At 58.4% G+C, this 26687-nt stretch carries 21 protein-coding genes, 1 pseudogene and 1 riboswitch; of the genes and pseudogenes, 8 read left to right on the top strand and 14 right to left on the bottom strand.

The genetic code is table 11. The annotated features are described in order from the left end of the window. Positions 1–52 precede the first annotated feature (52 nt). Entirely contained in the window at positions 53–1108 is a 1056-nt protein-coding gene (locus GWQ31_RS13880) for an HAAAP family serine/threonine permease (RefSeq protein WP_225854312.1), read from the bottom strand. Positions 1109–1985: 877 nt separating this feature from the next. Here GWQ31_RS13880 and GWQ31_RS13875 point away from each other — a divergent pair. Genes GWQ31_RS13875 through GWQ31_RS13865 form a run of 3 tightly spaced genes read left to right on the top strand, consistent with a single transcriptional unit; the run spans position 1986 to position 3225 of the window. Beyond that, entirely contained in the window at positions 1986–2303 is a 318-nt protein-coding gene (locus GWQ31_RS13875) for a hypothetical protein (protein WP_275909615.1), read from the top strand. A 2-nt stretch (positions 2304–2305) separates the two neighbouring features. Further along, positions 2306–2719: a GNAT family N-acetyltransferase gene (locus GWQ31_RS13870; RefSeq protein WP_275909614.1), complete on the top strand. Its 414-nt coding sequence runs from the start codon at positions 2306–2308 to the stop codon at positions 2717–2719. Then, positions 2716–3225 (top strand): hypothetical protein, encoded by a 510-nt coding sequence (locus GWQ31_RS13865; protein ID WP_275909613.1) that lies wholly within the window; start codon positions 2716–2718, stop codon positions 3223–3225. Before GWQ31_RS13870 ends, GWQ31_RS13865 begins: the two co-directional genes overlap by 4 nt. A 33-nt stretch (positions 3226–3258) precedes the next feature. On the opposite strand, the gene GWQ31_RS13860 is transcribed toward GWQ31_RS13865, so the two are convergent. Then, positions 3259–3840, bottom strand: a complete 582-nt coding sequence (locus GWQ31_RS13860) for a penicillin-binding protein activator LpoB (RefSeq protein WP_275909612.1) — start codon at positions 3838–3840, stop codon at positions 3259–3261. Between the two features lie 236 nt (positions 3841–4076). Between GWQ31_RS13860 and GWQ31_RS13855 the strand changes: the two genes are divergently transcribed. Both GWQ31_RS13855 and GWQ31_RS13850 read left to right on the top strand, forming a co-directional pair. Further along, complete coding sequence (locus tag GWQ31_RS13855; protein ID WP_275909611.1) at positions 4077–4712, top strand: Vat family streptogramin A O-acetyltransferase; 636 nt, start codon at positions 4077–4079, stop codon at positions 4710–4712. Between the two features lie 22 nt (positions 4713–4734). Beyond that, positions 4735–5127 (top strand): annotated as a pseudogene (locus tag GWQ31_RS13850) (GNAT family N-acetyltransferase); the annotation flags it as partial. A 150-nt stretch (positions 5128–5277) separates the two neighbouring features. Here GWQ31_RS13850 and GWQ31_RS13845 read toward each other — a convergent pair. The 10 genes from GWQ31_RS13845 to GWQ31_RS13800 form a co-directional block, all read right to left on the bottom strand. Further along, positions 5278–6750 (bottom strand): hypothetical protein, encoded by a 1473-nt coding sequence (locus GWQ31_RS13845; RefSeq protein ID WP_275909610.1) that lies wholly within the window; start codon positions 6748–6750, stop codon positions 5278–5280. Positions 6751–8280: 1530 nt separating this feature from the next. Further along, the gene (thiH, locus tag GWQ31_RS13840) at positions 8281–9411 is read right to left on the bottom strand and encodes a 2-iminoacetate synthase ThiH (protein ID WP_275909609.1); all 1131 of its coding nucleotides are present in this window, start codon (positions 9409–9411) and stop codon (positions 8281–8283) included. Between the two features lie 89 nt (positions 9412–9500). Next, positions 9501–10268: a thiazole synthase gene (locus GWQ31_RS13835; protein ID WP_275909608.1), complete on the bottom strand. Its 768-nt coding sequence runs from the start codon at positions 10266–10268 to the stop codon at positions 9501–9503. Position 10269: 1 nt separating this feature from the next. Next, entirely contained in the window at positions 10270–10482 is a 213-nt protein-coding gene (gene thiS, locus GWQ31_RS13830) for a sulfur carrier protein ThiS (RefSeq protein WP_125608607.1), read from the bottom strand. Continuing rightward, positions 10479–11252 carry a HesA/MoeB/ThiF family protein gene (locus GWQ31_RS13825; protein WP_275909607.1) on the bottom strand — a complete coding sequence of 258 codons (774 nt, stop codon included), beginning with the start codon at positions 11250–11252 and terminating at the stop codon, positions 10479–10481. The genes thiS and GWQ31_RS13825 overlap by 4 nt, the downstream gene beginning before the upstream one ends. Beyond that, complete coding sequence (thiE, locus tag GWQ31_RS13820; protein ID WP_275909606.1) at positions 11242–12816, bottom strand: thiamine phosphate synthase; 1575 nt, start codon at positions 12814–12816, stop codon at positions 11242–11244. Before thiE ends, GWQ31_RS13825 begins: the two co-directional genes overlap by 11 nt. Then, complete coding sequence (gene thiC, locus GWQ31_RS13815; RefSeq protein WP_275909605.1) at positions 12813–14819, bottom strand: phosphomethylpyrimidine synthase ThiC; 2007 nt, start codon at positions 14817–14819, stop codon at positions 12813–12815. The genes thiE and thiC overlap by 4 nt, the downstream gene beginning before the upstream one ends. Positions 14820–15081: 262 nt before the next feature. Beyond that, positions 15082–15195: riboswitch (TPP riboswitch) on the bottom strand. Positions 15196–15300: 105 nt separating this feature from the next. Continuing rightward, positions 15301–16779 carry a beta-barrel pore-forming toxin aerolysin gene (gene aerA, locus GWQ31_RS13810; protein ID WP_275909604.1) on the bottom strand — a complete coding sequence of 493 codons (1479 nt, stop codon included), beginning with the start codon at positions 16777–16779 and terminating at the stop codon, positions 15301–15303. Positions 16780–17080: 301 nt separating this feature from the next. Further along, on the bottom strand, positions 17081–17560 hold the full coding sequence (locus tag GWQ31_RS13805; RefSeq protein WP_159165214.1) for a hypothetical protein: 480 nt from the start codon (positions 17558–17560) through the stop codon (positions 17081–17083). A gap of 86 nt (positions 17561–17646) precedes the next feature. Then, a complete protein-coding gene (locus GWQ31_RS13800; protein WP_275909603.1) occupies positions 17647–18063 on the bottom strand; it encodes a hypothetical protein in 417 nt (138 codons plus the stop codon). 90 nt (positions 18064–18153) lie between these two features. Between GWQ31_RS13800 and GWQ31_RS13795 the strand changes: the two genes are divergently transcribed. Both GWQ31_RS13795 and GWQ31_RS13790 read left to right on the top strand, forming a co-directional pair. Next, complete coding sequence (locus GWQ31_RS13795; RefSeq protein ID WP_005316294.1) at positions 18154–18822, top strand: response regulator transcription factor; 669 nt, start codon at positions 18154–18156, stop codon at positions 18820–18822. A gap of 41 nt (positions 18823–18863) precedes the next feature. Then, positions 18864–20120 (top strand): HAMP domain-containing sensor histidine kinase, encoded by a 1257-nt coding sequence (locus GWQ31_RS13790; protein WP_275909602.1) that lies wholly within the window; start codon positions 18864–18866, stop codon positions 20118–20120. Positions 20121–20190: 70 nt separating this feature from the next. Here the strand turns inward: GWQ31_RS13790 and rimK are convergent, their stop codons facing one another. Together rimK and metH are read right to left on the bottom strand one after the other, a co-directional pair. After that, positions 20191–21087 (bottom strand): 30S ribosomal protein S6--L-glutamate ligase, encoded by an 897-nt coding sequence (gene rimK / locus GWQ31_RS13785; protein WP_275909601.1) that lies wholly within the window; start codon positions 21085–21087, stop codon positions 20191–20193. Between the two features lie 239 nt (positions 21088–21326). Continuing rightward, positions 21327–25022, bottom strand: a complete 3696-nt coding sequence (gene metH, locus GWQ31_RS13780) for a methionine synthase (RefSeq protein ID WP_275909600.1) — start codon at positions 25020–25022, stop codon at positions 21327–21329. A gap of 215 nt (positions 25023–25237) precedes the next feature. Here metH and GWQ31_RS13775 point away from each other — a divergent pair, with 215 nt between their 5' ends. Continuing rightward, complete coding sequence (locus GWQ31_RS13775; RefSeq protein ID WP_275909599.1) at positions 25238–26515, top strand: sodium:proton antiporter; 1278 nt, start codon at positions 25238–25240, stop codon at positions 26513–26515. The last annotated feature ends 172 nt before the right edge of the window (positions 26516–26687 follow it).

The raw sequence follows: 26687 nt of genomic DNA, 5'->3' as shown, positions 1-26687 counted from the left end.
AAAAGGGGCGACCAGGTGGTCGCCCCTTTTGTTTCACGCGGCATGCAGGCCGTCAGATCAGGTCATAGATCAGCGCAGAGATGGCGAGCAGACCCACCACCATCACGAACAGTGTGCTCGCGCCGCGATAGCCCTTGAGCGCCGGCAGACGATAGATGGCGTAGGCGGGCAGCAGGAACAGGATCACCGCTATCAGGGGGCCGCTCACCTTCTCTATGATATTCAGCACATTGGGGTTCAGATAGGTGATGACGCCGGTCACCACGAACAGGATGACGGATGAGACCCTGGCTATGGTGACCTCCCCGAGGGAGAGCCCCAGTCCCCGGCAAGCGCCGCTCACCATGCTCACAGTCCCCTCGTTCACTCCCATGGAAGTGCCGAGGAAGGATTTGGACATGGCCAGAATGGCAATGAGCGGACCCACATAGGCGATAAGCGGATTGGAAAATTTGTTCGCCAACGCCGACAGCACGGAAATATTGTCGGTGCGAGCCAGCGCCATTTCCGCCTGGCTCAGACTCATCACACAACTGATGACAAAAAACAGCACGCTGCCGCAGATCAGCAGGCTGCTCCACTTGATGATGCGCTGGCTGCGCATATGGGCGCTCACATGGCAGCGCTTTTTCTGGGCGGCGGTAAAGGAGGAGATAATGGGCGCATGGCTGAATGAAAACACCATCACTGGCACTATCAGCCAGAGGGATTTCCAGACGGCGGGATCACGCCAATCCACGGCCTGACTCTCGGTGAAATAGGAGAGGCTCCACTGGGGCAACAGGTAGAAAGAGATACCCAGCAGGAAGGCGATCATCGGCAGCGCCAGCACACTGATGGCAGAGACCACCACCTGTTTGCCGGTCAGCAAGATCAGGTGCAACCCCAGCATCACCGCCAGCACCAGCCAGCCACGGCTGACCATTGCGCCGCCCATCTGATGCACCATGAAGCTCTCGATGGCATTGGTGATGGAGATGCTGTAGACCAGAATGATGGGGTAGAAGGCCATCAGATAGACCAGCATCAGCAGCTTGCCTGCCCTGGGGCCAAAATGTTCCTCCACCACATGAGTAATATCCCCTTCCCGATGGGAACTGGATAACACGAAGCGACTCAAGGCTCGGTGGGAATAATAAGAGAGCGGAAATGCTGCCAATAAAATAAACAGCAGTATGATCGGAGCATTACTGCCGACTGTAATGGGGAGAAAAAGGGTTCCGGCACCGACGGCTGTGGCATACAAGCCCATGGTCCATACCGAATCACTTCTCTCCCATTTCAACTTTGAGACTGAATTATTCTTTTCAGCAATAGCTATACTCATTGCGATATACACCTTATTTATCTGTCACATTATTTTATTGGCCCGTGTAATAGGCAGGTGATATGTCTGCGCACATCGTACTCATTTTTTAGAAAACACAAACCCGTCAGCGGTCAACAGGACAGCCAATATGAAACGGATATGCCACGCTACCATCGTTGAAAACGCAATCAAGGTCAAGGTTAATAATTCATGACTGTTTGAATAACTTTGTTTGAAATGAAAACAGAATGTGTCATTTCGACCAGAATACAACCGCTTGATTTCAGAATCATAACATCACGGCAAACGATACATTAATCAGCCGATCATATAAACATGACCAACAATCCATCTGGTAATATCAAAAATATAGATAATGGTTTTGTGAAAAACAATTATGCCGTCTTCTTAATTAATTGACTTGAACAATAACAAGACTGCGTTCTGAATATCCTTCACCCCGGCCAGCAGGGCCTGCGGATTGTGATGCGGGGCCGAGCACTATCCCCGGAGAAGCCGATCCCGCTCACACTGCACACAGGCAAGTGATTGTTTCGCTGGGGCAGTTCCTTTAGGCTGACCATCTTGAGTCTATTGTCACCCCATCAGCCGCCCAGGGACGCCAGCTCAGCGCCAGCAAGCGAGGACGGCCGTCAACCGGAGAAGGAATATCCAGATGAAGAGAACCATAGTCACCGCCAAATTCGATGCCGTGAGCCTGGAGGGCGAACAAGTGACCCTGAAAATTGCCATCGACGCCCCGCAACCCGACCCCAAATCCACCAGTGGCGACTATCGCTGCAAAGTGAAGCTGGCCGGGCTTGGCGACAAGACCTTTATCCATGGCATAGACGCCTTGCAGGCCCTGAGCCTGGCCCTGAAATTTGTCGAAAGTGAGCTGCGCGCTTTCTCCGACGCCGGCTGGCACTTCTATCTGCCCGGCTGCCCGGATCAGCCCGTCGATATCGCCGCCTGCTATTTTCCAGAGATTTGACAATGCAACTGACTGCCCCTCAACCGCCAGACACAGCAGAGTTCGACGCCCTACGCTGCGGCCTGAATCAATTCAATGAAGCCATCACAGGCCCATTAACCCGTGAGCGAATTGCCAGCTTTATCAAGGATGAAGAGGGCCTGGTGCTGGGGGGGATTCTCGGCGAGATAAAATGGGGCTGGCTGCACATAGAAGGGCTCTGGGTCGAGGACACCATGCGCCGCGACGGTTGGGGCGCCCGCCTGCTCGCCACCATGGAGCAGTACGCCCGAAGCAAGGGCATCACCCACTTTAATCTGGAAACCACCAGCTTCCAGGCCCTGCCCTTCTATCAGAAGCAGGGTTATCAGGTCTTTGGCGAACTGCCGGACATGCCACCCGGGCATACCACCTACTTTCTGAAAAAGCAGGTATGAGGCCGCTGTCGCCACTCACCACCGAGCGCAAAGCCAAACCCAAGCTCCTCAGACCGGCCTTGGGTGCACTGTGTCTGTTGCTGACCACAAGCCAGAGCGCCGTGGCCCTGTCGTTGCACGATCTGGATCCGGCATTTGCGCGTTGCGAGGCAAGCAAGGCCCGCCACAAACCCGTGTTGCCTCCCAAGGAGGATCGCTTCTGGTCGCTGGAAAGGGAACAGCAGGTGACGGTGCTTGTCTACCTGCATGAGAAGAGCATGGAACGCTGCACCGCCGCAGAGGTAGATGCGCTGGCGATCAAGGCGTTCCATCAGGCAGTCGCCGGAGACCGCGCCTTGCTCGATGCCCTGATCAAGGCAAGATCCACGACGCTCACGCCAGCTCAGCAGGCACAGTTACAGCAAGTTGGACAGACAGAGCTGGACAGGCTGGCCAAGCTGACAGGCTTTGCACACCCTTTCTCGCTGCTCGATTACCTCAACCTGCTGGCCCCGCCCAAAGCGTGAAGGGCTGACAAACCTGTCAGCCCTTCGGCATCCTTAGTGGCTGGCGGAGCGGCTGCCGTTCCAGAGCAGCTCGCCACTGCGCAGCTCCATCAGGCTCATGGTGAGCCGATAGCGACTCCCCTCGGACACCAGATCCCCATAGAGCATGTAACCGGCCCCTGTCTGGCGGCCGAGCCGCACCAGGGATGCCGGGTTCATGCCACCCTGCTGATACTCGAGCTGCCCCGTGATGGCGGCCACCTGACCAGGATCGACGAAACGAAAACCGCTTTTGGACTGGATCCGCTTGCTCATGGCCGCCACCATGGTGCGGGTATCGATCTCGTCATTGGTACCGTCTCGGGGCGGGGTGAGCAGCAGCACGGGATTGCCGCTCTTCACCAGCTCCCGCACCTCGGGGGCCTGCACGAAGGCATCCGCCATGGCCAGCGCCAGCCCGGTCGGGGCCACCGGCTTGGGCAGGGGCGCCCCCGTATCCGGCTTGGTAACCGGTTTGTCCGGCTGGCTCACTGGCTGGTCCAGTTCACTGACCGGGGCCTGAGTGCCACCGTAGGGATTGACCGCACAGCCGCCCAGCAGCAGGGCCCCTACCATCAACAAGGAACGCAGCTTCATCTTTTCTCTCCGCCAAAAGTCCGTAGGACGGACTTCACCAAAAGCCCGTGGCGGAGCCCTTGCCCCGCATCGGCTCCATGCTAGAGACAAACCCGTCCCGGGTCGATACGCCAGATGACACGGGACGACAGAGCCTGGCCAACCCGCACCCGACCAGTGCTGCACTACAAAAAGGTGGCATGCCATCATCAACTTCCTTTACGGTAGTGTGCTGACAGATTCGAAAGGAGAGCACCTTGCACGGACCCGATCCCGCCAATCCACACCCCATGAAGGGCTTTCCCCAGGTGTGCTTTATCAAGAACACCATCAAGGGGCCCAATATCGAGGTGGGCGACTACAGCTATTACGACGACCCGGAAGACTCGGCAGGCTTTGAGCGCAACGTCCTCTATCACTTCCCCTTCATTGGCGACAAGCTGATCATCGGCAAGTTCTGCGCCATCGCCCGCGGGGTCAAGTTCATCATGAACGGCGCCAACCACCAGAGCTCCGGCTTCTCCACCTACCCCTTCTTTATCTTCGGCAATGGCTGGGAGAGCGCTGCCCCCGCACCGGGCACGCTGCCTTACAAGGGGGGTACGGTGATTGGCAACGACGTCTGGATTGGCTATGACGCGCTGATCATGCCGGGCGTAAACGTCGGCAACGGCGCCATTATCGCCGCCCGCTCGGTGGTCACCGCCGATGTACCCGCCTACGCCGTGGTCGGCGGCAACCCCGCCAAAGTGATCCGCTACCGCTTTGATGACGACACCATTGCCCGCCTCAATGCCCTCGCCTGGTGGGACTGGCCAGTAGAGCAAATCAGCCGGAATCTGCTGTTGATCGGTGGCGGGGAGATAGCAGCACTGGAAGCCGCGGCCCGATAAACACCATCAAGCAGGAAGTCAGATGCAAATAACCGCCCCCCTTGCCAACGCCAAGATAGTGATTCGCCCCTTTGAACCGGGCGATGCCGATGAGTTTGTTCGCGCAGCGCACGAATCAATCAAGACGGTCGGCACCTGGATGAGCTGGTGCTCCCACTCATTTACTCGGGACAGCGCGCTGGAGTGGTTTTCCAGCTGCGATCAAGATCGCGCGGCGGGACGCGCCTTTGACATGGGCATTTTCTGCGCCACCACCGGCCAACTGCTGGGTGGCGCCGGTATCAATCAGCTGGCCCCCCATCATCGTTACGGCAACATTGGCTATTGGGTGCGGCAATCCCGACAAGGCCAAGGCATAGCCCGGCAGGCAGTCGCCCTGCTGCGTGACTTTGGTTTTGAAGTTATATCTCTTTGGGCTGGAGTTGGGTGATAACTAGATCTATACATCATTATTACATCTGTAAGAACGCCTATCGTGCAGATGATGCCAAGCATTTTTATTTCATAGAAAGAAAAATGCTTTCAGAATGGCTTTTTATGGTAACAGATATGAGCTTGCTTTGGCTTACCATGTAATAACGAAGCTTCCATTAAGTTTAGCTTTCACTGAGGCTTCTTTTCCTTTTCTTCTGAGCCGCTCTATTTCTTCTTTAACTTTCTCTACATCTTCTGGATGAAGTCGTTCAAGCCGTACGGGATCAACCTTTTTCAATGCCTCTCTTTGCTTTTCATTTAGATAAACATTGAACTGAACTCTTCCTCGTTGAAAATCCGCAATGTAGTGATTGAAAACCGCTTTAACTAACTTATACCCTTTCTCGATTGAACCTGCGGAAAAACCTTCTTTACCATGTATCTTGCTCAATTCTGCTGAGATCTCAGTAAAACGTAATAATGTCGAAAGACCATCTTCATTTTTACCCCACGAAAATATCATAGGAGTAGATGACATATCGACACGAACAAAATGTCTATAGAGCACAATTAGACCACAAAGATATGCTTTAGCTTGGGATGGTGAATTAAGCTCAGGCAATGTTACTTTGTACAATCGTTTGAATTCTGTATGCTCCATACGTTTTAAATCTTTGGTATTATACGCCTGAATCAAATCAGCCTCACTTTCAGCGAGTATCATGCTTGAAGCCGAATTTAAAAATTGCCTATAAGATATAATTGCTCTCCAGTTAGCTAGTGTTCGATCTAAAATTTTATCCGTTAGAGGTTCCGATAGATCGATATGAAAGCAGATCTCATCTGTTTTTATAACTGACTCTCTTGGTTGTTCACCTAGATGAAAAAGCATTGAGAAAAGAGCCTGCACCGCATCATCACAACTACAATCAAATGAATTTCTTTTAGATAAAGCTGTCTCTGGAACATTAATCTTAGACTCAACATACTCTACTTTTTCTATCACTCTATCTTCGTAAGGAAGAAATGACTTATATGGTGCTTGATTAACTGAGATAGTATTTCCTTTTACTTGCGTTCGGTAATATAACCCATGAAAATATGCAAGCGCCTCACAATAATCATATTGATAACATAAAATTCTTGGCGGGAATTTATGTGGCATATCAACATCATTGTCAATATTATTTAAGAACAATTTGCGGGCTACATTCAGAGCAGCCGTCTTTATTTCAAGTTCATGTTGTTCAACATTGAATGATGCATTCGAATTGTCGTTGACATCTAAACTATCTATGGTGTTTTCAGATTTAGGCATATTAATATTGCTAATATACAAGGCTCTATTAACATATTCTTCAAACTCAGATTCATTTGCTTTGCTTGCAATTAAGTCTACCAAAGTATCTCTAAGCTCTTCTAACTCATAATCGAGACCTTGTCCAAATAGGTGCTCTAGACTACTTGTAATAGACCACGCCAGGGTGCAAATCCAACGACATTCATTAGGATATTGCCTGAGCAGTGCAAGTCTATAAATTTCTTGTGCGATAAAATTTGTGATCTCTGACAAGGCATTGCAAGACTCTTGCTCCGCTCTTAATGAATCAAGTTTTAGGCCCATGATGCCTCTGTCTGCTTCGATAGTTGAATTAAACTCGTAGTATACATGAGCAAAAATAAAATAACAGGTAGCGTTTTTGGATAATTTTTCTACCTACAATTGCATTTCGTCATAGGTATACTGGCTTTCGAAATGCGCACTTATCAATAAGCACCGATTGAAAGAGTCCGTTTCAGCTAACTAGCCTGTAATTTATATTATTTAGGAGATTGAGGTGGGCGAATCAATACAATGTCCCGTTTGCCGTGGGGAAGGTGAATGTAACTATACATGCCAAGCATGTGGTGGTTCTGGCTACGACCCGACAGAAGATAATGCATTTGCTCAGTGTCATACTTGCTACGGTGAAGGTGAAGCAACTCAAACCTGCTTTAAGTGTGGCGGCAGTGGCGAGATCTACGAAGACGAAGACGAAGACGAAGACGAAGACGAAGACGAAGACGAAGACGAAGACGAAGATTATAGTTAAATCCAAGTGAAGAGTTGAAAGGTCGTAATTTTATACCAACTTTATCATGGTACTATATCAAAAAGTAATGTTGCTTGAATGTAATTAACTGGGGGAGGTGGGTAGATGCTACCCACCATCCTCTCAAGTCAATATTACGGTAAAGGAATTTCACCTCATCTTAAATTCACATAAATCAAACCAACTTATGGGTAATAGTTATCCGCCCACTTTTTTAGTTAATGCAGACACCATGCTGCCTGCCCCAAAAAAACAACAATTAATAACACCTCGAATAAGTTCAACCATCAAAATGTTGTTCAGCACAATTAAAGAATCATGATGAAAAACTCCTTGCCTATAATCTCAGGAATATTAATTTATAGTGAGCCCGTGATCTCAAGATGAGTATTTTAGGTGACATCATATTAATTAAAATTAGTAAAAACTTTGACTCATCCGAAATTTTGGCGGCTCAGTCGAGACGACTCCTAGCCTAACTGATGGAACAGTCCAAGAACCTATTCCTGTGTTCTGCACAACTCTCTGTAGAGGCGCCTAGAAATTGGAACATTCAGCATTTTGAGTGCAGCCTAGCTGCCAGAAGCTCGATGCGTTTCCCCATCAAGTTCGAGTGAGTTCGGTCTTGGTTCCCCCTCCAATCCACCGAGGGGAAGGGCAAGGTCAGGAGCGCCATCAGGGATGATGGCGCAGACGCAGCCGGCACAGGGATGTGCCGTCTGCGGCGCTCCGTCCGACCTTGTACCTGACCCGAGGGAAACCGCGTAGCGGTCGGATTTGTGGGGGAGAAGACCTTTGGTGACTTTGGGTCTTTCCAAAGTCACTCGCCCCAGCCCGAAGGGCGGGCGAAACCCCGTCGAGGCCAGCGGCCTCGCGTCCTGCACGGCGAAGCCGTGCCACCACACAACGGCTCCTGCCGCCAACGCCATACATCGGAACGGACGATTACACCTGACGGCTAATCGACCCTACGATTGCGCGGCGCAGCCGTGCCTGCTCGCCACAGGCACAGCGTCTGGCTGGACGCCCGGATGCCACCGGCAAAGGGGGCGTGGCCGCCCCTATCGGCCCAAAAACGGTTCCCAATCCTTGAACACCGGCTGCAACCCCGCCTGCCTGACGGCATCGGCGACCTCACCCAGCGGGCGAGCGTCATGGATGGCGAACTGCTCCAGCTCCTCCTTGTCCCCTTCGGCATAGCCGCCCGGCTGAGTGCGCGACTCCGCCGACATCTGAGTGATGCCGAGGCGCAGGGCGCCGTTGCGAAACGCCGGGGATTCCCGGGTGGAGAGCGACAACTCCAGGGTCGGCGAGAAGAGGCGCCAGGCGCAGATAAGCTGCACCAGCTGCCTGTCCGACATCACCACCTCGGGCTGCAGGCCGCCGGTGCAGGGGCGCAGGCGCGGGAACGAGAGCGAGTAGCGGCTCTGCCAGTGATGGCGCTCGAGCCAGCTCAGGTGCTCGGCCACGAAATAGCTGTCGGCACGCCAATCCGAAGAGAGGCCAATCAGCGCCCCCAGCCCAATCTTGTCGATGCCGGCCCGGCCCAGCCGCTCCGGGGTGGCGAGCCGCCACGCAATATCCTGCTTGTTGCCACGCAGATGATGGCGGGCGTAACTGGGGGCGTGATAGGTCTCCTGATAGACCATGACGGCATCCAATCCCAGGGTTTTGAGCTCGGCGTAATCGGCCTGCGAGAGGGGCTGCACCTCCATCGCCAAGGCGCTGAAATGGCGGCGGATCTGCGGCAAGTGCTCACGAAAATAGGCCATACCCACCTTGCTCTCGTGCTCGCCGGTCACCAGCAACACGCTGTCGAAACCCCGCGCCTTGATGGCCAGACACTCGCGCTCAATTTCCTCTGCATCCAGCGTCTTGCGCTTGAGGCGGTTGCTCATGGAGAAGCCGCAGTAGGAGCAGTCGTTGGCACAGAGGTTCGACAGATAGAGGGGGACATAGAAGCCCACCGTATTGCCGAAACGCTGGCGGGTGAGGCGCTCGGCCTCAGCCGCCATCTGCGGCAGGAAAGGCTCGGCGGCTGGCGAGATCAGCGCCATAAAGTCGGCCAGGGTGCGGCGCGGACTGGCCAGCGCCCGCTCCACATCCCAGGTCGTCTTGGTGCGGATCTGCATGCCGATATCGTCCCACTCCAGCTCGCGCCAACGGCTGATAAAGGAGGGGGGTGCCTCCACGTCCCTCACCTCTGATACCCTCCCCCCCACCCCCTCTCCCAATCGGAGCGGGGCGCATACAGACGCCACATCTTGCCCCATGCCCTGAGTCATAGCGCCTCCAGAAAGTCGGTGAGCGGGCTGGAGGCGCTGGCTTGCAGGCCGCGCGCGCCGAGGCCCGCCTCATAGGCGCTGCGACCTGCCTCACAGGCGAGCGCGAAGGCACGGCCCATGGCGACCGGATCCCGGCTCACAGCGATGGCGGTGTTCACCAGCACGGCGTCGGCGCCCAGCTCAAAGGCGGCGGCGGCGTGACTCGGCGCACCTATCCCCGCATCCACCACCACGGGCACCCGCGCCTGTTCGATGATGATGGCGAGGAAATCCCGGGTCACCAGCCCCTGATTCGAACCAATCGGCGCACCGAGCGGCATCACGGCGGCGCAGCCCACCTCTTCGAGCCGCTTGCAGAGCACGGGATCGGCCCCGCAGTAGGGCAGCACCACGAAACCCTCTTTCACCAGCTGTTCGGCGGCCTTGAGGGTCTCTATGGGATCGGGCAGCAGGTATTTGGGATCGGGGTGGATCTCCAGCTTTAGCCAGTTTGTGCCGAGCGCCTCCCGGGCCAGATGGGCGGCAAACACCGCCTCGGCGGCCGTCTTGGCGCCCGAGGTGTTGGGCAGCAGCTTGACCCCGAGTGCCAGCAGCGGGGTGAGGATATCGTCGTGGCGCTTGCCGGGTTCGAGGCGCTTGATGGCCATGGTCACCAGCCGGGAGCCGCTTGCTTCGATGGCGGCCGCCATCAGATCCGGGTGGGCAAACTTGCCGGTGCCGGTAAAGAGACGGGACGAAAATTCATGGTCGGCTATGGTCAGCATCTCAGCCTCCGGCGATGGCAGTGAAAAGGTGGAGTTCGTCCCCGTCATTGAGTCGGGTGTCAGGCCAGCGGCTGCGCGGCAGCACGGCGCCGTTGAGGGCCACCGCTACCCCCTGCGGGGCAACCTCGCGGGCCGCCAGCAGCTCGGCCACGCTGATCTGGTTATCCGGGCTGGTCGTCAGCACCAGTTCGCTGTCGTTCAATCTGATCTTCATTGCGCATCCTCCATGGGATTGGCAAAGGTAGTGGCGCCGCACACGGAACAGGCTGGATCGGGGGACAACCCCAGGGTCTGCCACTCGTGGGTCAGGGCATCGAAACGGCGCAGGGTGCCCGCCACCGGACTGGGCTTGCCCAGCAGCAGCCGCAAGGCTTCCAGCGCCTGCAAGGCGCCCATCACGCCCACCAGAGGGCCGGTGACGCCGCTGCTCTGGCAGCTTTCTGTGATGTGGGTATCCAGCGGATAGAGGCAGGCATAGCAGGCATGTTCGGGGGCGGTTCTCACCATCAGCTGCCCCTGCCAGCCGACGGCGGCGGCGGAGATCCACGGCTTGCCCTGCCCTACACAGACGGCGTTGATGGCGTGGCGACTGGCCAGGTTGTCGCAGCAGTCGACAACCAGATCCACCTCGGTCACGAAGGCGGGCAGGCTCTGCTCATCGAGCCGCTGATTGATGGAAATCAGCTCCACATGGGGATTGTGGGCCGCCAGCCGCTCCCGGGCCAGCTCGGCCTTGGAGCGATTGACCGCCTCGGAATCGAACAGGATCTGGCGCGGCAGATTGCTGGAATCCACCACGTCGCCGTCGGCTAGCCAGAGGGTGCCCACCCCGGCCCCAGCCAGATAAAGGGCCAGCGGCGAGCCGAGCCCACCGAGGCCGACGATCAGCACGGATGCCTCTTTCAGCCTCGCCTGCCCCGCCTCGCCTATTTCGCTCAGCATCAGTTGCCTGCCGTAGCGCAGGTATTCCGCATCAGAGAGCATGATCGGCCTCCTGCTGCGTGATGACCTGATGGATAAGCGCAGAGCAAGGTTCATCCCCCGCCCCCACTGCCGCCAGCAATCGGGCTGTGGCCCCCTGCCAATCGTCACTGGCAGTGATGGCTGACACCAGGGCAATGCTACCCACGCCGCTTGCCTGCACCGCCGCAATACGATCCTCGCCGATACCGCCGATGGCGACCGTCGGCCAGTCGCATATGAGTGCCTGGTAGCGTTGCAGTCGCACCAGCCCCTGCGGGCGGGACGGCATCTGCTTGGTGTTGGTGGGGAAGATATGACCCAGCGCTATGTAGGAAGGGGCCAGTTCGCGGGCCCGCATCAGCTCGAAGTAGCCGTGGGTGGAGAGACCGAGGCGCAGGCCGGCGGCCTGGATGGCGGCGAGATCCGCCGTCTCCATGTCCTCCTGCCCCAGATGCACGCCATAGGCACCCGCGGCTATGGCCTGCTGCCAGTAGTCGTTGATAAAGAGCCGCGCACCAAAGCGGCGACCCAGCGTAACCGCCTCGGCAATGGCCGGTGCCACCTGGGCGGCGGGCAGGTTCTTGATGCGCAGCTGGATGGTCTTGACCCCGGCTCCCAGCAGACGCTTGAGCCACTTGACCGAATCCACCACAGGATAGAGACCCAGATGCTGTTCGGTCGCGGCAAAGGGGCCCTCGGGCAGGCGGGCCTCGCAGGCGGGATAGAGACCAAAGCGGCGATCCAGGTTCGACCCTGCCAGCACGGCGCGGGGGAAGTGGGCGAGACTGGTCGGCCAGCCGAGATGGGCGATGGGGCCAGGGCCAGCCCCCACCCCTTGCGCCCCTGCCAAGCCTTGTTGCAGGTAGGCGCGCGCCAGCGTGATGGCGTCATCGACCGGGTGATCCTGCGCCACCACGGCGGCGATGGCGCTGGCATAACAGCAACCGGTGCCGTGGCCGTGGCGGGTGTCGATACGCGGCGCCGCCAGCCAGAACTCGCGGTGCTCGTCCTGGTAGTAATCGAGGCAGAGCTCGTCGCTCCAGCCCAGATGCCCGCCCTTGACCAGCACGGCACGGGCGCCGAGTTCGCGCAGTCGCGCCGCCCCCGCCCGCACCAGCTCAGGGCTGCTGGCGGGAATGCCAGTCAGCGCCTCCAGTTCGGGGCCGTTCGGGGTGATGAGGGAGAGGCGCGGCAGCAGATATTCGCGCACCGCCGCCAGCATGTTGGCTTCGGCCATGGGGGTGCCTGTGCTGGCGATGGCCACCGGGTCATAGACCACGAAGGGGGCCGTCAGGGTATCAAGCCGCCGGGCCAGCACCTCCACATGGAGCCGGGTCGGCAGCAGGCCTATCTTGATGGCCGCCGGGGGCAAGTCGACGCCGAGGGCGTCGATCTGGGCGGTGAAAGTCTGCATCAGCACGGGATCGACCATCTTCACCGCCACCGAGTTCTGGGCAGTGATGGCGGTGATGACAGAGCAACCGTGCACACCGAGATCGTGCAAGGTATGCAGATCGGCCTGAATGCCGGCACCGCCCCCGGAATCTGAACCGGCTATGGTCCAGACGATGGGTCGGCTGTTCATGCCTCCTCCCGCGCCGGTTTGAGGGCCGCCGCCTGATGGTAGAGCTCGCTCCCCTTCTCTTTGAAGGTTTCGGCCATCTGCGCCATGCCGCTCTCGACCTCGGCCACTACCCGCTCCTGCTGGCCATCCATGCCCACCAGCTTCACCTCGACCGCCTCTAGGCTGGCCGCGTAATCGCGCACGTCCTGGGTGATCTTCATGGAGCAGAACTTGGGGCCGCACATGGAGCAGAAGTGCGCCACCTTGCCGGACTCCTGGGGCAGGGTCTCGTCGTGATAGGCGCGGGCGGTTTCGGGATCCAGCGCCAGGTTGAACTGATCCTCCCAGCGAAACTCGAAGCGCGCCTTGGACATGGCGTTGTCGCGGATCTGGGCGCCCGGATGACCCTTGGCCAGATCGGCTGCGTGGGCGGCGATTTTGTAGGTGATGAGGCCCTGCTTCACATCCTCCTTGTTGGGCAGCCCCAGGTGCTCCTTGGGAGTGACGTAGCAGAGCATGGCGCAGCCATACCAGCCGATCATGGCGGCGCCTATGCCGGAGGTGAAGTGATCATAACCGGGAGCTATGTCGGTGGTGAGCGGGCCCAGGGTATAGAAAGGCGCCTCGTGACAGTGCTCAAGCTGCTCCGTCATGTTGCGCTCTATCATGTGCATGGGCACATGGCCCGGCCCCTCTATCATCACCTGGACGTCGTACTCCCAGGCGATCTTGGTAAGCTCGCCCAGGGTGCGCAGCTCGGCAAACTGGGCCTCGTCGTTGGCGTCATAGACAGAGCCTGGACGCAGACCGTCCCCAAGCGACAGGGCCACGTCATAGGCGGCGCACAGCTCACAGATCTCGCGAAAATGCTGGTAGAGGAAGTTCTCTTTATGGTGCGACAGACACCACTTGGCCATGATGCTGCCGCCACGGGAGACGATGCCGGTGAGGCGCTTTGCGGTCATGGGCACATAGCGCAGCAAGACGCCGGCATGGATGGTGAAGTAATCCACCCCCTGCTCGGCCTGTTCGAGCAGGGTATCGCGGAACAGCTCCCAGGTGAGGTCTTCGGCGATACCGTTGGTTTTTTCCAGCGCCTGATAGATTGGCACTGTGCCGATGGGCACAGGGCTGTTGCGCAGGATCCACTCGCGGGTCTCGTGGATGTTGCGACCGGTGGAGAGATCCATGACGGTGTCGGCGCCCCAGCGGGTGGACCAGACCAGCTTCTCCACCTCCTCTTCGATGCTGGAGCTGACCGCCGAGTTGCCTATGTTGGCGTTGATCTTCACCAGGAAGTTGCGGCCTATGATCATGGGCTCGGTTTCCGGGTGGTTGACGTTGTTGGGGATGATGGCGCGGCCGGCGGCCACCTCATCGCGCACGAACTCGGGGGTGATATTCTCGGGCAGGCGGGCGCCGAAACCCTGACCCGGATGCTGGCGCAGCAGCAGCTCGGAGCGCACCCGCTCGCGGCCCATGTTCTCGCGGATGGCGATAAATTCCATCTCGGGGGTGACCAGCCCCTGGCGGGCATAGTGCAACTGGGTCACCCGGCGGCCCGGCTTGGCACGACGGGGCTTGGGCAAGTTATCGAAACGCAGGTGATCCAGCCCCTCATCGGCGAGGCGCTCCTGGGTGAAGGCTGAGCTGAGATCATCGAGCTCTTCGGTGTCACCGCGCTCCCGTACCCAGCTTTCCCGCAGGCGCGGCAGACCGAGACGCACATCGATGACCGCATGCTCATCACCGTAGGCACCCGAGGTGTCGTAGACAGGGACAGGCTCGTTGGCTTCGAACTGCGGGTTCTCCTTGCTGCCCCCCACCAGGGTGTCGGCCAGGGCAATTTCGCGCAGCCCCACCCGGATATCGGGGCGGGAACCTTCGATAAAGATGCGGCTGGAGTTGGGATGGGCCATCCCCTTGAGATTGTCGATAAAACGCTGGGCACTGGCACGCTGCTCGCGGCGGCCGACAGGGACTGACTTGGCATTTTCCGGCACGGAAGTTTTTGAGGTAGACATAGCAAAACTCACATTAACTGATTGAAGTTATGGGTGTTTGCTTGTCTGGAGTTCGAGGAGAAGTGATGAACCTGTGGGTGAGGTTTGCATTCAAGAGGGAGCAAAACTGAAGCCTTGGCTTCCTCCTGCGCATCTTCTGTACTCCCCCTGATGGACAAGGCGACAGAACAGGATGGCAGGCTCCCTCTTGTGCGCACTGGCTAGCCGGTCGGATCACTCCTATCGGCGAGCGGGGGAGCTTGTTCCTCCCCGGCGCGGCAACCCACTGGTTACCCTTGTTTCCCTTCGCAGGTGCTAGCCTGATCAGGTTCCACGGATCCCGAATTAACGGTCTCAGCCTTGCGTCGTTCGACGGTTGGCACTCCGACAAGATGGCGCCAGTATAAGTGGGGAAATGGAAAGCACAAGCCTTTAACAAGACCGACCAGTGCAAACAACAACCGGGCCATGGGCCCGGTTCTCTTACTGCAACACACTGCCATTATTGGTTGGCAGCAGGGGTCACGCTGAGGCTGACATTGTTGAAGCCAAGCCCGGAGAGCTCTTGTGTATCGAGCGGGATCTCCAGTCTCAGACCCTGACCGGCACCCAGGTTGCGCGCACGGCTCGACTGGCTGGCGGCAGCGACCGGCACGGGAGCGCCGATTTCGATGTTGCCGGCAAACTGGCTCTCGGCACTGAAATCACCTGTGATCCCGGCCCGCACCGGGCGCAGCACCCTGGCCAGGTTATTCTGCATGGTAGGCAGACCGTTCTGCTGTATGGTCCAGTTCCAATCCCACCACTTCACTTCACCCGGGATATAACGCTTGTCCCATTGGTAGCGGATACTGCTGGCCTTGTCCTTGTATGGCCCTATGACGAAGGTGTGGTTCCAGTTCGGACGGTTGTCCGGATGGGTATACCAGGCATTGCCGCCCCAACGCAGGAAACCGCTCAGGGTCAGGTCATAGCTGACATCGGCTTTGAACTCGTAGGGGTAGGAGATGTCGGCCTTGTAGAGCTCTATCTTCACCGGGATCTTGGAGTGGGCCGGCACTGTCGGACGCACGGACTGGGACAAAGAGGTGGTGGTCGAGCCCCCGTTCTGGGAGGCCCAGGACTGGTTGGCAGCAATCTCGATGGAGAGCTCGGTTTCCCCCACCAGCGGCCACTTGAACTTGTTCTTGGTGGTCACCTTCTCGCTCAGGCCATAGGTGTTGGTCTTGGACCAGTTGGTGGCGGTGTCGTAGCGCAGTGTGACGTCATAACCGGATTGAGGGGTGTCGCTGTCGTTGATAGCCCACCCCACCACAGTCTTGACCAGTTGGCGGTCGGACTGGGTCACATCGCCATGCTTGAAACTGTCAGGATCCAGGTTGTAGGCAAAATTGCTCACCTTGATGGAGGTCTTGTCACCACAGCGATAACCATCGCAGCCACCGTCATTGTTGCCACGGATCACCCAGCCATCGCCATCACGGGTCACATCCATGTCTTCGCCGACATATTGACTGTGATTTCCCCCTACCCAGGCATAGCCGAGATAATGGGCCAGATAACTGGTTGGTTTGATGAAATTCGCACTGTCATGTACCAGCCGCCATTGCACATCTACTTCATCACCATCTGGAATATCCAGGGCAGACAGAGTCGGTATTTCTCCGGTAGCAGGATTGGTCGGATAGCACCAAGTGCTGGACGCTGATCCTGGTTTTATTTCACCATTATACCCCGGCCCCATAATTACCCAGCCGTTGGCGAGCCCGCTTATTTGCCACTGCCCCATCATATTGACAATATTACTTTTAACGCTCTGGGCTTCCTCTCGCGTCACGGGACGATACTTGTCGCCACAGACCTCTTGACCCAATGAAAACAGGCGAAGCTGGTCTGGATAGACGGGCTCTGCCGCTTGCGCCTGTGCCATCAGCAGGCCGGATATGATTAATGACAAGCCAGTTATTTTTAGCTTTTTCATAGCAACCCCAATATATTAAACACTGACATGCATTCACCCGATTTATATATCAACGGGCAGCATGTGAGTATGACAGTATCAGTCGCATTAATCTCATTATGCGATCAAGTCCACACTTTAATATATAAACAAATTTAACCAGAGGATTAATTCAGAATTATTTTATATTGAGCAATATAATATCAGAGCATGCACTCTATTATTTTATTCGTCACTTAATCATATTTAAGAACATCTTAAAAAAGAGAACTCTAATTTAGCAATTTAAATATTCCCCAATTAAGTGAGCAAGGCCTCGGCATTATTTCGGCTCATCCTCCGGATTCGGGATCAGTATCTCGGTCACGCGGCCCGTCTCGTCACGGGTCAGCACCAGGGTACGCCCCGGTTGCAGATCGGCGGGGCTGCCGTTGAGCCAGCGGGTACCGGCATCAAATGTCATTGTGCCCAGCCCCTGCAATTGCAGCGCATGGCCCGTCACGGCGAGCAAGGTTCCCTCCGCCCGGCGCCACTGGGCAGCCGGTTCTGACTCAGGTGCGTGTCCATAAAGGCGAATATGTTCGGCGACGCCGTTGCGACTCAGGATGGCGAGCTTCATACCGGGCTTGAGGTCGGAGAACTGACGCACCCCGGCCAGTGCGGCACTGCCAAGCTCCAGCTCGGCCCCTTGAAATTGCAGCCGAATGCCATCGTTGTGTTCCAGCTCCACCTGCCAGAGCTCGCCATCGATGGCAAGGGTGCAGAACGGCAGAGCCAGCAGCAGGAGGGAGGTGCGTGTCATGACAGAAGGCCCATGGTCAAACCCTGATGAGGTTTAACTATGGGCCTGGGCGGGCAATTTTTCCGGTCGCCAGAAGCGCCTGCTGCTCAATCATCCTGGCGGCAACGACTCAACCGCATGCCGTCGAACTTGCACTCCAGCTCCAGCCAGCGCCCTTCGAAGGGAGCCAGGCTGTTATCCGAGGTGACATAGCCCCAGATCCGTCCTTGCGCCACCGGTCCCTCCAGCTCCATCTCGTCCTCTTCGTCCAGCGCCTCAACCTCGCGGATCACCCTCAGCCCCTCCTCAACCACCCCTTCCAGATCGACCCAGCGGCCACCGAGATCGTCCTCGCTCAGCCCATCCTTGAAGCGGGTCTCTTCGTCGAGCACGAAGGGGATGCCGTTGACCATCAGCTGGCCCAGTTGCCAGGTGGTGCGGCCGGTCAACTTGAACTCGGCCGACTGCGCAGTGCCAAGTGGCAACAATATAAACAGCAGCAGAGCGCACAGAGACTTCTTCATCAGGGATCCTCGGGGTTACACTGCCACACAGGATGCCTCGTCCAGTGTGAGATGACCGTGAAATATCGGTCAAAACCAGGAGATCAAAACATGAAAATACTGGTGGTGGAAGACAATCCCCAGGTAGCGGAAACCATCATGGATTACCTGGAGCTGGCCGGGCACAGGCTGGACTGCGCCTATCACGGTCAGGCTGCCCTGCAACTGCTGGCCGAGCAGCGCTTCGACGTCATCATCATGGATGTCATGATGCCGCGTCTGGATGGCCTCTCCACGGTTGAGCGACTGCGGGCCGATGGCATTGCAACCCCTGTGCTGTTTCTCACCGCCCGCGACAGTCTGGATGACAAGCTGGCGGGCTTTCGGGCCGGGGGCGATGACTATCTGGTCAAGCCGTTCGCCATGGAAGAGCTGGAAGTACGGCTGCAGGCACTGGCCCTGCGTGGCCCCCGCAGCGACATGGGGGCCCTCAGCGTGGGCGAGCTGACGCTGGATCCCGCCAGTGGCCGCGCCACCCGCGCCGGAGTCGAGCTCAAGCTCGGCAAGATCCCGTTCCAGATCCTCACCCTGCTGGTGCGCCGCGCCCCCCATCTGGTGAGCCGGCAAGAAGTGCTGGAGACAGTCTGGGGGGACGAGGAGCCTGACTCCGACGCCCTGCGCAGCCACATCTATGCCCTGCGCAACGCCCTCGACAAACCCTTCCCTACCCCCATGCTGGAAACCCTCCACGGTCAGGGCTATCGACTGGTGACATCATGACCACACCCGGAGGCCATGACAGACCAGAGACGGGTGACCCCATGACCAAACCCGGAGGCCTTGACCAGGCACAGCCGGATATCCAGGCCAGCCTGCCCAGTTTGCGCCATCGCCTGATCCTGACCCTGAGCGGGGCGGGCATGCTGCTGCTGATCATCATCAGCCTGTTGATGGTGGTGGCCGAAGACAAGATGGAAGAGTTGAGCCTGCGTCACTGGCTGGAAGCCGAGGTCACCCGCTACAACGATGACTGGCTGCAGCTCGGCATGGCGGCCCCCGCCCCCAGTCCGCGCCAGTTCTCCAGTTACTGGACCGAAGCGGGCCGACTGCCAGCCTGGCTCAAGCCCTATCAGAGCCCGGGCTTCTTCGAGCACCAGCTTGGCGAGGAGGACAAGCACTTCCTGGTGCGGCCCCATCCCTCCGGCCAGGGGCTGCTCTATCTGGTGTTCAACGACGACGCCGACGACTATCTGGATCCTTACGAAGATCAGCTGCATCTGGCTACCAGGCTGATAGGCTTGACCCTGCTGATCGCGTGCATCGGTTTCGGCATCTGGCTGGTGCGTCACATCACGGGGCCACTGCAGCGGTTGCAGCAAAGGGTCACCCACCTCACCCCCGATCAGGCGGATTTCGTGCCCGATGCCCCCTGGCAGGAGTTGCGGGAGATCGAGCTGGCACTGCTGACCGGCAAACACGAGGTGGCCGCCGTGTTCGCCCGCGAGCAGGAGTTCAGCCGTTTTGCCAGCCATGAGCTGCGCACCCCCAACATGGTGATCCAGGGGTCGGCAGCGCTGCTCGGCAAGGTAACGGACTTGCCCGCCCCCGCCGCCCGCGCCACCACCCGTATTCGCGCCGCTGCAGACGAAATGGCACTGCTCACAGAGACCTTCCTGCTGCTGGGTCGCAAGGAGGCGGTGGAGCGTTCGTTGCAACGGGTAGAACCACTGATCCGGCAGGAGCTGGTGCGCCTCGCCCCGCTGTTGCAGCGAGAGACGCTCGATATCAGGCTCACCCTGGACGAGGCAAGCGAGGTCAATGCCCCCCTCTCCTTGCTCGCCATTGCCCTCGGCAACCTGCTGAAAAATGCCTTGAGCTATGCCGAGGGGCATATCGAGATCGAGCTGTGCGGGCCCGTGCTCACCATCAGCAACCCGACTGCGGCCGCGCCGGATCAGATCCTCGGCTACGGCTGTGGCCTCACCATCATACAGCGCATCTGCGAGAAGCTCGGCTGGCAGATAGAGACCCGGCTGGAGGCTGGCATCTTCAGCGCCAGGCTGGAAATGCGGGAATAACCGACTCGCAAACAACACAAGGCGCCCGAGGGCGCCTTGTGTTTATACCGCTATGCAAGCCGTCAGCGGCTTATTCGGCGGGCTTGTTCTTGCGGCTCGCCTTGAGCTCCAGGAACTCGATGATCTTGCAAGCCACATCCTTGCCGGAGGCGGCTTCCACTCCTTGCAAACCGGGGGAGGAGTTCACCTCCAGCACCAGAGGACCGCGGGCAGAGCGCAGAATATCCACACCGGCCACATCCAGCCCCATGATCTTGGCCGCCTGCACTGCGGTTGCCCGCTCTTCGGGGCTTATCTTGATCGCCTCGGCGGTGCCGCCACGGTGCAGATTGGAGCGAAACTCCCCCGGCTGGGCCTGACGGCGCATGGCCGCAACCACCTTGCCATTGACCACCAGACAGCGAATGTCGGCGCCGTTGGCCTCACGGATGTACTCCTGCACCAATATGTTGTTATTGGTCTGGATAAAGGCCTCGATCACGCTCTCGGCCGCCTTGTGGGTCTCGCACAACACAACGCCAATTCCCTGGGTGCCTTCCAGCAGCTTCACTACCAGAGGGGCGCCCCCCACCATGGTGATGAGATCCGGCACATCATGGGTGCTGTGGGCATAGCCGGTGATGGGCAGACCTATGCCGTGGCGCGACAACAACTGCATGGCCCGCAGCTTGTCGCGGGAACGGGAGATGGCCACAGAGCTGTTGAGGGCCATGGTGTTCATCATCTCGAACTGGCGCAGCACGGCGGTGCCGTAAAAGGTGATGCTGGCGCCGATACGCGGGATCACGGCGTCGTAACTCTCCAGCTCTCGTCCTTCGTAATGAATGGAGGGGCTGTGGGAGGCGATATTCATGTAGCAGCGCAGGGTGTCGAGCACCTCTACCTGATGACCGCGCGCCTGCGCCACCTCGACCAGACGGCGGGTGGAATAGTTTCTGGGCTCACGGGATAAAATGGCGATCTTCATGACAATTCCGCTAGAAGGCAGTGCCTGGGCAGGATGGGGCGGGAGAGTATAAGGTGCCACAGCGCCAAGACAACGCCAATTGTTTCTCCTGACAACAAGACAAACCACGCAGAACTGCACACTGCAATCCCGTTGTCACCGATATGTCAAGCGGCGGCCCTAAGCTGGTCTGTCCACCAGCCCAAGGATGCCGCCGTTTCTCGTCAAAGATCAACCAATGTCACTCGGGAGATCGGGATTCAGTTCAGGTTCGGCCCCAGCCAGCGTTCTGCTTCCGCCAGGGTCATCCCCTTGCGGGCAGCGTAATCTTCCACCTGATCCTGCTGGATCTGCGCCACCGCGAAGTATTTGCTGTCGGGGTGGGAGAAGTACCAGCCTGACACGGCCGCGCCCGGCCACATGGCGTAGGATTCCGTCAGCTTCATGCCGATGGCCTGCTCCACGCCCAGCAGCTCCCAGATGCTGCCCTTCTCGGTGTGCTCGGGACAGGCGGGGTAACCGGGCGCCGGGCGTATGCCGCGGTAGTTCTCGCGGATCAGATCCTCATTGCTGAGGGCCTCGTCGGCTGCATAGCCCCAGTGAACCTTGCGCACCTGTTCGTGCAGATACTCGGCGAAGGCCTCGGCGAGACGGTCGCACACCGCCTGGATCAGGATGGCATTGTAGTCGTCATGATCCGCCTTGTAGGCAGTGGCGATGGCCTCTTCCCCGATACCGCCAGTCACCGCGAAGGCACCGATCCAGTCCGGCTTGCCGCTCTCTTTCGGTGCCACATAGTCCGCCAGACAGTAGTTGGGGAAGCCCTGCTTCTCGCTCTGCTGGCGCAGATGGTGCAGCACCTTGCGCACCTTGCTGCGCGACTCGTCGGTATAGACCTCTATGCTGTCGCCGATCGTGTTGGCCGGAAACAGACCTATGATACCGGCGCAGCGCACGCTCTCGTCCTGCTCCAGCTTGTCCAGCATGGCGTTGGCATCGGCAAACAGCTTGGTCGCCTCCTCACCTATGATCTCGTCTTCGAGAATGCGCGGATACTTGCCCGCCAACTCCCAGCTGAGGAAAAACGGCGTCCAGTCGATATAGGGACGCAGCACCGAGACAGGCACGTTCTCAAACGTCTGTACGCCCGGCTCACGGGGGGGCGGCGGTTGATAGTTCACCCAGTCCAGCTGCTGCCGGTTGGCGCGGGCATGGGCCAGGCTGACCGGCTTGGATCTCGGCTGCTTGCGGGCATGCTGATCCCGGGCGACCTCGTACTCCTTGTCGATGCGGGCAACAAACGCAGGCTTGAGTTCAGGGTTGAGCAGGCTCTGGGCCACCCCGACGGCGCGCGACGCGTTCGACACATAGACCACGGGTTCGCTGTAGTTCTGCTCTATCTTGACCGCTGTGTGGGCCTTGGAAGTGGTGGCACCACCGATCAGCAGCGGCAGCTTGAAGCCCTGACGCTCCATCTCCTTGGCCACGTGCACCATCTCGTCGAGAGACGGTGTGATCAGGCCCGACAGCCCTATGATGTCCGCTCCCACTTCACGGGCAGTCTTGAGAATGGTCTCGCAGGAGACCATAACGCCGAGATCCACTATCTCGTAGTTGTTGCACTGCAACACAACGCCGACGATGTTCTTGCCGATGTCGTGCACGTCACCCTTGACGGTGGCGAGCACTATCTTGCCGTTGCTGTAGCCGCCCTGTTTCTCGGCTTCGATGTAGGGTTGCAGATAGGCCACAGCCCGCTTCATCACCCGGGCGGATTTGACTACCTGGGGCAGGAACATCTTGCCTGCGCCAAACAGATCGCCGACCACGTTCATACCGTCCATCAGGGGCCCTTCGATCACGTGCAGCGGCTTCTCGGCGCCGGCCCGCGCCTCTTCAGTATCCTCCTCGATAAAGTCGGTGATCCCCTTGACCAGAGCGTGTTCCAGCCGCTTGCCCACCGGCCAGCTGCGCCACTCCTGATCCCGCGGATCCTCCGCCTGGGCTCCGGCACCACGATACTTCTCGGCGATGGCCAGCAGATCCTCGGTGGCGCTGTCACTCAAGTTGAGCACCACGGCCTCGACCTTGGCCTTCAGCTCTGCCGGTATGTCTTCATAGATGGCGAGCTGACCGGCGTTGACTATACCTAAGTCCATGCCGTTCTGGATGGCGTGGTAGAGGAAGACAGCGTGGATGGCTTCGCGCACCGGTTCATTGCCGCGAAACGAGAAAGAGACGTTGGAGACACCGCCGGAGATCATGGCATGGGGCAAATGGGTCTTGATGTCCTTCACCGCCTCGATGAAGTCCACCGCATAGTTGTTGTGCTCGTCGATGCCGGTCGCCACCGCGAAGATATTGGGATCGAAGATGATGTCTTCCGGCGGGAAACCCACCTGATCCACCAGGATCCGGTAGGCGCGCTGGCAGATCTCGAACTTGCGGGTGCGAGTGTCAGCCTGGCCCACCTCATCGAACGCCATGACGATGACGGCGGCGCCATAGCGACGTAGCAGTTTGGCCTGCTGGATGAATTTCTCCTCCCCCTCCTTCATGGAGATGGAGTTGACCACAGGCTTGCCCTGCACGCACTTGAGGCCGGCTTCCAGCACCTCCCACTTGGAGGAGTCGATCATCACCGGCACCCGGGCGATATCAGGCTCACCGGCGATCAGGTTCAGGAAGCGCACCATGGCCGCTTCGGCGTCCAGCATCCCCTCGTCCATGTTGATGTCGATGATCTGGGCACCGCTCTCCACCTGCTGCTTGGCCACATCGAGGGCTTCGTCGTAGAGCCCCTCCTTGATGAGACGCTTGAACTTGGCGGAACCTGTGACGTTGGTACGCTCACCCACGTTCACAAACATGGAGTCCGCCGTGATGATGAGGGGCTCGAGACCCGACAGGCGGCAGGCGACCGGCAACGTGGGCAAGGTGCGCGGCTTGATGCCGGCCACGGCATCAGCCATGGCGCGAATATGGGTCGGGGTAGTGCCGCAGCAGCCGCCCACCATGTTGAGAAAACCGCTTTGGGCCCACTCGCGGATATGGTCCGCCATCTCACCCGCGTCAAGATCGTACTCGCCGAACGCATTGGGCAGACCGGCATTGGGGTGGGCGCTCACAAAGGTCTCGCTGATGCGCGACAGCTCCTCCACGTACTGACGCAACTCGTCAGGCCCCAGCGCACAGTTGAGACCGAACGAGATGGGTTTGACATGGCGCAGGGAGTGATAGAAGGCTTCGGTGGTCTGACCGGAGAGAGTACGCCCCGAGGCATCGGTGATGGTGCCGGAGATCATCACGGGCAGCGCATAGCCCAGCGCCTCGAACACCCCTTCCACCGCGAAGGCAGCCGCCTTGGCGTTGAGGGTATCGAAGATGGTCTCGATCAGAATGAGGTCGGCGCCCCCCTCGATCAGGGCATGGGTCGACTCCGTATACGCAGCCACCAGCTGGTCATAGGTGACGTTGCGCTTGCCGGGATCGTTCACGTCCGGCGAGATGGAGCAGGTGCGGTTGGTGGGGCCCAGCACACCGGCGACAAAGCGGGGCTTGTGGGGCTCTTTCGCCGTCCACTCGTCAGCCACGGCACGGGCCAGCCGGGCCGCCTCGCGGTTGATCTCGGCCGAAAGTTCTTCCATCTCGTAATCGGCCATGGCGATGCGAGTGGCGTTGAAAGTGTTGGTTTCGAGGATGTCGGCACCGGCGGCACAATACTGGCCGTGGATCTCGCGAATGATCCCGGGCCTGGTCAGCACCAGCAGGTCGTTGTTGCCCTTGATGTCGGTATGCCAGTCAGCAAACCGCTCACCGCGATAATCCGCCTCGCCCAGCTTGTAGCCTTGGATCATGGTGCCCATGGCCCCGTCGATGATCAGAATCCGTTCCTTGAGACAGGATTCCAGTTTCTTTGTTGGGTCCGACTTTATGCTCGGCTTTTCGTTCAACACCGCTCGCTCCTCTTACATCCATGCAACTGCGTGAAGGTCATCCTAGCAGCAAACAAATCAAATGGAAATCTAGCCGTCTATCTGTCCACAGTGGAGTCCACAATAACCACCGGATACTCATAAATAGGTAATGAGTAACATGTGACCCCAGAGTACCCTATGCCGGTCCTCAGCGAAGGATACGTGCTTGCTGTTTACTAACGAGAAAAATAACCATGAGCGTCTACTACACACTCTGCTTTTTGGCAGCGTTGGCGATCCTGATCGCCTTTGCCAACCAGTATGTCGTGAAGATCCAGACCACCATCGCCATCACTGCCGGATCCATGCTGATCTCCGCCCTGATGGTGCTGTTTGGCAAACTGGGTTGGTTCAACCTTGAGCCCCTGGCCATCGAAACCATGAAGAGCATCGACTTCCAGAATTTCCTGCTGAAGGGGATCCTGGGCTTCCTGCTGTTCGCTGGCGGCATTGGCATCAACCTCAAGGCCTTGCGCAGCCAGAAGTGGGAAATCACCATACTGGCGATCTTCTCCACCCTTCTCTCCACCTTCCTGATCGGTTACGGCTTCTGGTTCATCGCCAAGCTGCTGGGCTGGGAACTGCCGCTGGTCTATTGCCTGCTGTTCGGGGCCCTGATCACCCCCACCGACCCTATTGCCGTGCTGGCCATCGTCAAGAAGATGCAGGCTCCCCCCCAGATCGCCATCCAGATCGAAGGGGAATCCCTGTTCAACGACGGTACCGGTCTGGTGATCTTCGCCACCGTCTTTGCCGTCGCCTTTGGTGGCGTTGAACCGACCTTCGGCAGCGTCGCCGGTCTGTTCCTGCACGAGGCCCTCGGCGGCATCTTGTTCGGCGCCGTGCTGGGGCTGCTCGCCCACGTGATGATCAGTGCCACCGACGATGGTTCCCTGGAGCTGCTGCTGACCCTCTGCATCCCGACGGCCGGCTTTGCCCTTGCCAACATGATGGGAGTCTCCGGTGCCCTGGCCATGGTGGTGACTGGCATCATGATCGGCAACTGGACCCGTCACTCCGGCTTCTCCGAGCAGAGCAGCCACTATCTGGATCACTTCTGGGAGTTGATGGACCAGTTCCTCAACGCGCTCTTGTTCCTGCTGATCGGCCTGGCGCTGGTGCTGCTGGATCTCGCCTGGCGTGACTGGATCCTGCTGGTTATCGCGGTACCACTCTGCCTGGCCGCGCGCTTCATCAGCGTTTCTGTCCCCTTCATGGCCTTCCGCCGTTTTCGCACCTACAACCGCTTCACCATCCGCATCCTTACCTGGGGCGGCTTGCGTGGCGGTCTGGCCATGGCCATGGCGCTGGCACTGCCTTCCGGTGTCATGATGATACCCGGGCACAACGTCGATCTGCGTCAGGTCATACTGGTGATGACCTACTCTGTGGTGATGTTCTCCATCGTGGTGCAGGGCATGACCATTACCCCCATGATCACCGCCGCCAAGAAGGCCAGCGGCGACTACTGAGTCACCGTCTGACAGTGATTGACCTGCTGAAAAAGGGCTCCCGACGGGCTGTCTCTTGATCACATCTGTTGATGCTCAAGAGACAGTGCCAGTTCATAGCCTTCAAGGAGGGTCTGTAACCTAAACCAGCCCTCCCATAACACCGCTATCGAGGCTCGCCCCGTTCTCTTGG

The organism is Aeromonas sp. 2MA4 (genome assembly GCF_029237305.1).
GTDB lineage: Bacteria > Pseudomonadota > Gammaproteobacteria > Enterobacterales > Aeromonadaceae > Aeromonas > Aeromonas salmonicida.
Note: the sequence above shows the minus strand (reverse complement) of the source record. Positions and strands in the feature narration are given on the sequence as shown.

Bases quoted from the DNA above. Each gene is read 5' to 3' on its own strand.
- GWQ31_RS13875 (WP_275909615.1), top strand. From the start codon at position 1,986: ATGAAGAGAACCATAGTCACCGCCAAATTCGATGCCGTGAGCCTGGAG.
- GWQ31_RS13870 (WP_275909614.1), top strand. From the start codon at position 2,306: ATGCAACTGACTGCCCCTCAACCGCCAGACACAGCAGAGTTCGACGCC.
- GWQ31_RS13865 (WP_275909613.1), top strand. From the start codon at position 2,716: ATGAGGCCGCTGTCGCCACTCACCACCGAGCGCAAAGCCAAACCCAAG.
- GWQ31_RS13860 (WP_275909612.1), bottom strand. From the start codon at position 3,840: ATGAAGCTGCGTTCCTTGTTGATGGTAGGGGCCCTGCTGCTGGGCGGC.
- GWQ31_RS13845 (WP_275909610.1), bottom strand. From the start codon at position 6,750: ATGGGCCTAAAACTTGATTCATTAAGAGCGGAGCAAGAGTCTTGCAAT.
- GWQ31_RS13835 (WP_275909608.1), bottom strand. From the start codon at position 10,268: ATGCTGACCATAGCCGACCATGAATTTTCGTCCCGTCTCTTTACCGGC.
- thiS (WP_125608607.1), bottom strand. From the start codon at position 10,482: ATGAAGATCAGATTGAACGACAGCGAACTGGTGCTGACGACCAGCCCG.
- GWQ31_RS13825 (WP_275909607.1), bottom strand. From the start codon at position 11,252: ATGCTCTCTGATGCGGAATACCTGCGCTACGGCAGGCAACTGATGCTG.
- thiE (WP_275909606.1), bottom strand. From the start codon at position 12,816: ATGAACAGCCGACCCATCGTCTGGACCATAGCCGGTTCAGATTCCGGG.
- thiC (WP_275909605.1), bottom strand. From the start codon at position 14,819: ATGTCTACCTCAAAAACTTCCGTGCCGGAAAATGCCAAGTCAGTCCCT.
- aerA (WP_275909604.1), bottom strand. From the start codon at position 16,779: ATGAAAAAGCTAAAAATAACTGGCTTGTCATTAATCATATCCGGCCTG.
- GWQ31_RS13805 (WP_159165214.1), bottom strand. From the start codon at position 17,560: ATGACACGCACCTCCCTCCTGCTGCTGGCTCTGCCGTTCTGCACCCTT.
- GWQ31_RS13800 (WP_275909603.1), bottom strand. From the start codon at position 18,063: ATGAAGAAGTCTCTGTGCGCTCTGCTGCTGTTTATATTGTTGCCACTT.
- GWQ31_RS13795 (WP_005316294.1), top strand. From the start codon at position 18,154: ATGAAAATACTGGTGGTGGAAGACAATCCCCAGGTAGCGGAAACCATC.
- GWQ31_RS13790 (WP_275909602.1), top strand. From the start codon at position 18,864: ATGACCAAACCCGGAGGCCTTGACCAGGCACAGCCGGATATCCAGGCC.
- rimK (WP_275909601.1), bottom strand. From the start codon at position 21,087: ATGAAGATCGCCATTTTATCCCGTGAGCCCAGAAACTATTCCACCCGC.
- GWQ31_RS13775 (WP_275909599.1), top strand. From the start codon at position 25,238: ATGAGCGTCTACTACACACTCTGCTTTTTGGCAGCGTTGGCGATCCTG.